The 6000-nt window shown below is 48.8% G+C and carries 5 protein-coding genes, 1 tRNA gene and 1 pseudogene; 5 read left to right on the top strand and 2 right to left on the bottom strand.

Annotated features, from left to right (window positions below):
* Positions 1-697 (top strand): annotated as a pseudogene (locus L975_RS02850) (ATP-dependent helicase); the annotation flags it as partial.
* A gap of 242 nt (positions 698-939) precedes the next feature.
* Entirely contained in the window at positions 940-1230 is a 291-nt protein-coding gene (gene rplY, locus L975_RS02845; protein ID WP_010862014.1) for a 50S ribosomal protein L25, read from the top strand.
* A 71-nt stretch (positions 1231-1301) separates the two neighbouring features.
* Here the strand turns inward: rplY and yejK are convergent, their stop codons facing one another.
* Positions 1302-2312: a nucleoid-associated protein YejK gene (gene yejK / locus L975_RS02840; RefSeq protein WP_047707082.1), complete on the bottom strand. Its 1011-nt coding sequence runs from the start codon at positions 2310-2312 to the stop codon at positions 1302-1304.
* 197 nt (positions 2313-2509) lie between these two features.
* Here yejK and L975_RS02835 point away from each other — a divergent pair, with 197 nt between their 5' ends.
* The 3 genes from L975_RS02835 to L975_RS02825 all read left to right on the top strand — a co-directional run bounded on the left by L975_RS02835 (position 2510) and on the right by L975_RS02825 (position 4853).
* Entirely contained in the window at positions 2510-2737 is a 228-nt protein-coding gene (locus L975_RS02835) for a YejL family protein (RefSeq protein ID WP_010862016.1), read from the top strand.
* Positions 2738-2760: 23 nt separating this feature from the next.
* Positions 2761-4611 (top strand): DUF3413 domain-containing protein, encoded by a 1851-nt coding sequence (locus tag L975_RS02830; RefSeq protein ID WP_039046147.1) that lies wholly within the window; start codon positions 2761-2763, stop codon positions 4609-4611.
* A 165-nt stretch (positions 4612-4776) separates the two neighbouring features.
* Positions 4777-4853: transfer RNA gene (locus tag L975_RS02825), tRNA-Pro, on the top strand.
* Between the two features lie 660 nt (positions 4854-5513).
* Here the strand turns inward: L975_RS02825 and L975_RS02820 are convergent.
* Positions 5514-5801, bottom strand: coding sequence for a hypothetical protein (locus L975_RS02820; protein WP_039046146.1), 288 nt, complete (start codon positions 5799-5801; stop codon positions 5514-5516).
* Between the last annotated feature and the right edge of the window lie 199 nt (positions 5802-6000).

The raw sequence follows: 6000 nt of genomic DNA, 5'->3' as shown, positions 1-6000 counted from the left end.
CTACGCCGGCAACCCGCACGATCTGTACACCCCCGAAGTAGGAAGCCACAAACCGGCCTCTGACAGCCAACCGGTACAGGTTTTTTGCCCCGCCTGTGGTTTTGCCAACCAATTTTGGGGCAAAACAGACAGCGCCGGTCAGGTCATTGAGCACTTTGGTCGCCGCTGTCAGGGTTGGTTTGAAGACGACGATGGCGCTCGCGAACAGTGCGACTACCGTTTTCGCTTTAAAAGCTGTCCGCACTGCGGCGCAGAAAACGACATTGCCGCGCGCCGCTGTCAGCAATGCGATCAGGTATTGGTTGACCCAGACGATATGCTCAAAGCCGCCTTGAACCTGCGCGATGCGCTGGTACTGCGCTGCGGAGGCATGCACCTAGCAAGTGGCCAAGACAGTAAAGGCGAATGGCTGGATATCACCTATTTCGATGAAGACGGCGCAGATGTCAAAGAACGCTTCTATCTGAGCACCAGCGCACAGCGGCACGTGTTTACCCTGCACTTCCTGCGTCAACATCAGCGCGCGCCAGGCGTGCCGTTGGCGTGGAAAAATGCCGACGATATCTTAAAGCAACAAGAGTTGCTGCGGCATCCCGACTTTGTGGTCGCGCGCCAGCAGGGAAAATACCTGAAGATCCGCGACAAAATCTTCGACTACCAAGGACGCTTTCGCAAAGCCCATGAGCTGCGTGGTTAAACACAAGACGATCATCAAGATCATGCGCAAGGATCAATAAGGATCGTTTTTAGGCAGTTTCTGGGCAAAATGTCAGCTCTCGCGTTGCGTCAGCGCCACAACGCTGCCAGAACAAGGCGCTAACTGACAGATTCAATTTGCGGTCAGGGTATAATTTCGGTAAAATCCGCCCTCGTTTTACTCGGGTTTAATGCTGGGTCGCCTGCGTTAAGCCTTTAACTAACCTTAAGTGAGAAACAATAATGTTCACTTTCAACGCTGAAGTTCGTTCTGACAAAGAGCAGGGTAAGGGTGCGAGCCGCCGCCTGCGTACTGCTAACAAAATCCCTGCTATCGTTTACGGTGGCAACAAGCCAGCAGTATCTATCGTTCTGGACCACGACGCTATCATCAACGTGCAAAAGAATGACGCTTTCTACAACAGCGAACTGACTCTGGTTATCGCTGGCGAAGAAGTAAAAGTTAAAGTTCAGGCTATGCAGCGTCACGCGTTCAAGCCAAAAGTAACTCACATCGACTTCGTTCGCGCTTAATTTTTTTCGCGCTTCGACCGATGAAAAAAACGCCGCAATTGCGGCGTTTTTTGTTATCTATCATTTGTCGCTCAAGAAGAAGAGCCACCACGGCGCTGCAGCTGATCACGCAAATTCGGTGGCGTGCCTTTGATAGTCAGGGTATCTGTGGCTGGATCCCAAAAAATTCGCTCCCCCATCAGTAAGGCATCAAAACTCAGCGTAATGCCACCGCCACTGCCGGTAAATTTGGTCAGTTGACGCAGTGTGCTGCGATCGGCCGGGAAGGTTTCTTCTAATGCGTAGTCTTGTTGCTCGGCAAACTGATAAAAGTTTTGCTCACCCACTTCTGGCAACTCGTTAGACAGCTCTTTCAGCGCAATCTCTTCGCCCGCTTGCAGCTGCTCATTACAATAGCTGTAAACCTTCTGGCGGTATTCCTGACGCTCGCTTTTATCCAACTGCGCTTCGGCGCAATAGTCATCCACCGCTTGCAGCAAGCCACGGTTTTGCGCCTTGGTATCTAGCCCTTCTGCCGCGCCAAGAAAATCCATAAAGAAGTCGGACACTTTACGCCCGACTCGGCCTTTGACGAAAGTCAGATAGCGTTGCGATTCTGGGTTGCTCTGCCACTCGGTCAGATCAATGCGCGCCGCCACATCCAGATGATTGATGTCCAGATACTGCGTCGTGCTCACATCCAGCGCTTCGTTGACGCGCATACTGACGCAACTGTTCAGTTGGGCAATGAATAGGTATTCTGACGCCAGATAGCGATATTGGCACATCACCACCACACCGCTTTCGGCAAACGGGTATTTGGACAACTCATCACGCAGCTGCGTGGTCGCCTCACGGGAAAAAGAGAGAAAATCGGTTTGCTGCTGAACCAGCGCCCGCAGCTTTTCGGCAAACTGGCTTTCAGTATCAAACAGGCCATACGCCTTACCGGCCTTAGCGGAATATACCCGGTGCAGTTCCTCCATCATCTGCTCAGTGGCGTCACTGACGGTCAGTAAGGAATCACGCAAGATCATTTGCAGCGTTGATTCATCTTGTTTGACCAGTTGGTGCAGTACGATATGGTTAACTTTAAGGGTCATGTTGCCGTTTCTCCGCATGCGCGTTGATTCATCAAAAGCCAAGCTTTTGTGAGGGTTTTGAATAAGGGGATATTGAATCACCCTGCCTCTCGCAGCGCAACCGAAAAGCAATCAACAGGTCAGTGCACAAAAAAGCAGAAATCGGCAGGCGCTTTAGGTATCATATTCCACTAAAACACCGTTATGAGCACAGTTTAATGCCACAAAAATCTCGTTACAGCGACGAAAAAGTCGAACAAATTCTGAATGAAATGATTGAAACTCTCGAGCGTCATCAGGTTCCGGTTGACCTGTCGCTGATGGTTTTAGGTAATATGGTCACTAACGTGATTAACTCCAGCATTGCCCCGGCACAGCGTAAAGTGATTGCACGCTCTTTTGCCGATGCACTGCTTTCTTCTGTTAAAGAAGAGAAACTGCAATAAATGACAGGGGTGGCAGAAGCCTGATGTTCAAGACCGGCCCGCAGTACCGAGAAAAAGTGTCCCAGATGATTACCTGGGGACACTGGTTTGCCTTATTTAACATATTGGCGTCACTGGCGATTGGTAGCCGCTATTTTCTGGCCGCCGACTGGCCACCGACACTATTCGGACGGGTCTATGCCTTTGTCAGCTGGATCGGGCATTTTGGTTTTTTAGGCTTTGCCGCTTACCTGCTAATTCTGTTCCCGCTCACCTTTGTGGTGATGTCGCAACGGATCTTACGGCTGGTTGCTGTCATTCTGGCGACCAGCGGTCTTACCTTATTATTGGTTGATACCGAAGTTTTCAGCCAATTCCACTTGCACCTAAGTCCAGTGGTGTGGGAAATCCTCGTCAATCCTGATGACGGCGAGCTTTCGCGCAATTGGCAGCTACTGTTTGTGGCCGTTCCACTTATCTTCTTGATTGAGCTACTGTTCGCCAACTGGAGCTGGAACAAGCTACGCAGCCTGAGCCGTCGTACCTTCGACCGCTATTTTGCGGTGCTCTTTATCGCCTGCTTTATTACCGCACATCTGGTGTACAGCTGGGCCGATGCGACTTTGTATCGCCCAATCACCATGCAAAAGGCCAACCTGCCGCTGTATTATCCAATGACCGCTAAGCGCTTTTTGGAGCGTTATGGTTTCTTGGATCAGGCTGAATACGCCCAGCAACGCAGCCAATTCGGCAGCCCAGATGCCTCAACCGTTCACTATCCACGTGAAGATGTGAACTACCAAATTCCGGCGGGCGCACCTCGTTATAATGTCTTGATGATTGTGGTCAATGGCCTGCGTGCAGATGCCCTCAATCCGCAAGAGATGCCAGCGCTTAATCAGTTTGCGGATGGCGCACAGCGCTTTACCAATAACTTTAGCAACGGCAATAATGCCAATAGCGGCCTGTTCGGGCTGTTTTATGGCATTACACCAACCTATTTGGATGGCATTCTCTCGATTCAAAAATCCTCAGAAATGATCGATTTGCTGCAAAAGCAGAACTACCAAATGGGTCTGTTCTCTGCCAATGGCTTCGCTGCCCCGCTCTATCGACGTTCGCTGTTCAATGGTTTTTATCTACCGAAAAACCATCCGAAAAATCTAGTAAAAAGTGATGCTGCCGTAACACAGCGTTGGCAACAGTGGGTTACCCAACCGGATCGTAAAGAGCCATGGTTTGCCTACGTCAATTACAGCGTGCCGGCCGCCTTCGATAAAGCCATCAGCCAGCGCAGCCGTGGATTGGAAAACAGCAACGAAGATGCTATTCAAGCTACCAGCGCCACTGAGCTAGAAGCTAAATACGCCGAAGCCGTCACCAGTGTGGATGAGCAATTGCAGAAGGTATTTACCACATTGCAGCAAGATAACCTGCTGCAAAGTACCATTGTAATTATCACCTCGGATCACGGCATGGAATTTAACGAGACCGGCCATAACCGCTGGGGTTATAACCAAAGTTTTAGCCCGTATGAGCTGCGTGTGCCATTGGTCATCCATTGGCCAGGTAAACCTGCCGCCACGGTGCAAAAACTGACCAGCAATCTGGATGTATCCACCACGTTGATGGAAGATTTGCTGCACGTGACCAATCCAGCCTCAGACTACTCGCAGGGTGAAAACCTGTTTGCGCCTGAGCGCAAAAATAACTGGATCTTGGCCGGTGACGCGAATCAGTTGGTGATCATCAGCCCAGATCAGCAGATGCAGTTGGATAACCGTGGTCAGTTCAATGCCTATGACAACAATTACAAGCCATTGCCGGAAGACAAACCACGGCTGGCGGTATTGCTGCAAGCATTGAAAGAAGTGCGGCGATTTATCACTGACTAAGCGGTTGTAGGTCATCAGTACATGATGACCTACCCACAGACCGGCGCGCATATTGATGCTGACATCCGCCGCGTAGTCCGGTTCTGTGAGCCGGCTGGCAGCTTTGTGGCTTTTTTAATTTGCCGACTTGCATTTATCCATTAAATCAGTAGGATAGCATTCAGTCGGCATGTAGCGCAGCCCGGTAGCGCACTGTCATGGGGTGTCAGGGGTCGCTGGTTCGAATCCAGTCATGCCGACCAAAAATTCCCTTAAAACCAGCCTATACGGCTGGTTTTTCTTTTTGAATCAAATGCAATGCTAAATTTCGGACATAAAGAGGAAACCTCCTCGCGTAGAGCTCCAAATAAGTTATCCCCACAACTGCGCGCCCCTCTCCCCTATTTAACCGCTTATGCTTTCCTTGCCAATACTGTGGAATGCCCACAACACCCCTGCCTTATTAAATCTTTCTTACATCAGGATGCGGCATCAGAAAATTGTCAGCGCAAAAACGCGAACAGCATCACTCTCATGGAAGAGGGCGTAGATGGTGGGGTAAAAGAGCAATAGCCCCAACACAGGGAATAAATCAAAAAAGATCATTAGATGGAAAAACATAAAAAAGCACCAGCACCGAGGGTAATGGTACTGGTGCAGCAACCCCACGCGCTGCCAATGCTATACGTGGTGCTGAATTCATATGCTACCCGTCGATAATATAAGTCTATCAGTCGTGTTTCATGGAGGAATTATGGTTGTGCGGTAAATATCACAAATTGAAGCGCAGGATGAACCAAAATGTCGCAACTATAACCCAATATATCTCTATCCAGATGATTGCCTGAGCAATTTAAAATCTGCATGGGCAACTTATTGAGTATGGCCAGAAAGTGAAGTGTCCCTATATTATTTTTTCACTCTCAGTGAGTTACTCCATCAATTTTTTTGGGGAAACTCATATTTAACAAAAAAGTGACTACCATAAAAAACAGCCCACACGAGCCGGTGACTGTCAGCAATGCAATGGCGCGAGAGAAAAGTAAGTTAGCCCCCCAATATAAACGAACAAAAAAGACCATCCATAAAAAATCACTCTCCGCTAATCTTATTGCTTGCTCTAATGATTGCGCATGGAAACTGCCCAAAATCAATAATGCCATGGCGAGGGTGATAAGCAGAGAAACAATCAAAATGGTTGTTCTTTTCATAGTTATCCCCTACCTAAATCGCATTCAATGCCAATGATTGTATGGAGAACGTAAAAGCGGGTAAACACATGAATGTTCGATTTTGTGATAATAATGAATATGATTTGTATCAGAATATATGGTTGATACTTGCAGCATCACTTCGAAACAACGCTCAATCATACGAGTTCACTTACTGAAAATAATCACACACGGTAAT

The organism is Plesiomonas sp. ZOR0011 (genome assembly GCF_000800945.1).
In the GTDB taxonomy this organism is placed as follows: domain Bacteria; phylum Pseudomonadota; class Gammaproteobacteria; order Enterobacterales; family CAMTGL01; genus Plesiomonas; species Plesiomonas shigelloides.
Note: the sequence above shows the minus strand (reverse complement) of the source record. Positions and strands in the feature narration are given on the sequence as shown.

Coding starts and splice junctions, on each gene's coding strand:
- L975_RS02830 (WP_039046147.1), top strand. CDS start 2,761: ATGTTCAAGACCGGCCCGCAGTACCGAGAAAAAGTGTCCCAGATGATT.
- L975_RS02835 (WP_010862016.1), top strand. CDS start 2,510: ATGCCACAAAAATCTCGTTACAGCGACGAAAAAGTCGAACAAATTCTG.
- yejK (WP_047707082.1), bottom strand. CDS start 2,312: ATGACCCTTAAAGTTAACCATATCGTACTGCACCAACTGGTCAAACAA.
- rplY (WP_010862014.1), top strand. CDS start 940: ATGTTCACTTTCAACGCTGAAGTTCGTTCTGACAAAGAGCAGGGTAAG.
- L975_RS02820 (WP_039046146.1), bottom strand. CDS start 5,801: ATGAAAAGAACAACCATTTTGATTGTTTCTCTGCTTATCACCCTCGCC.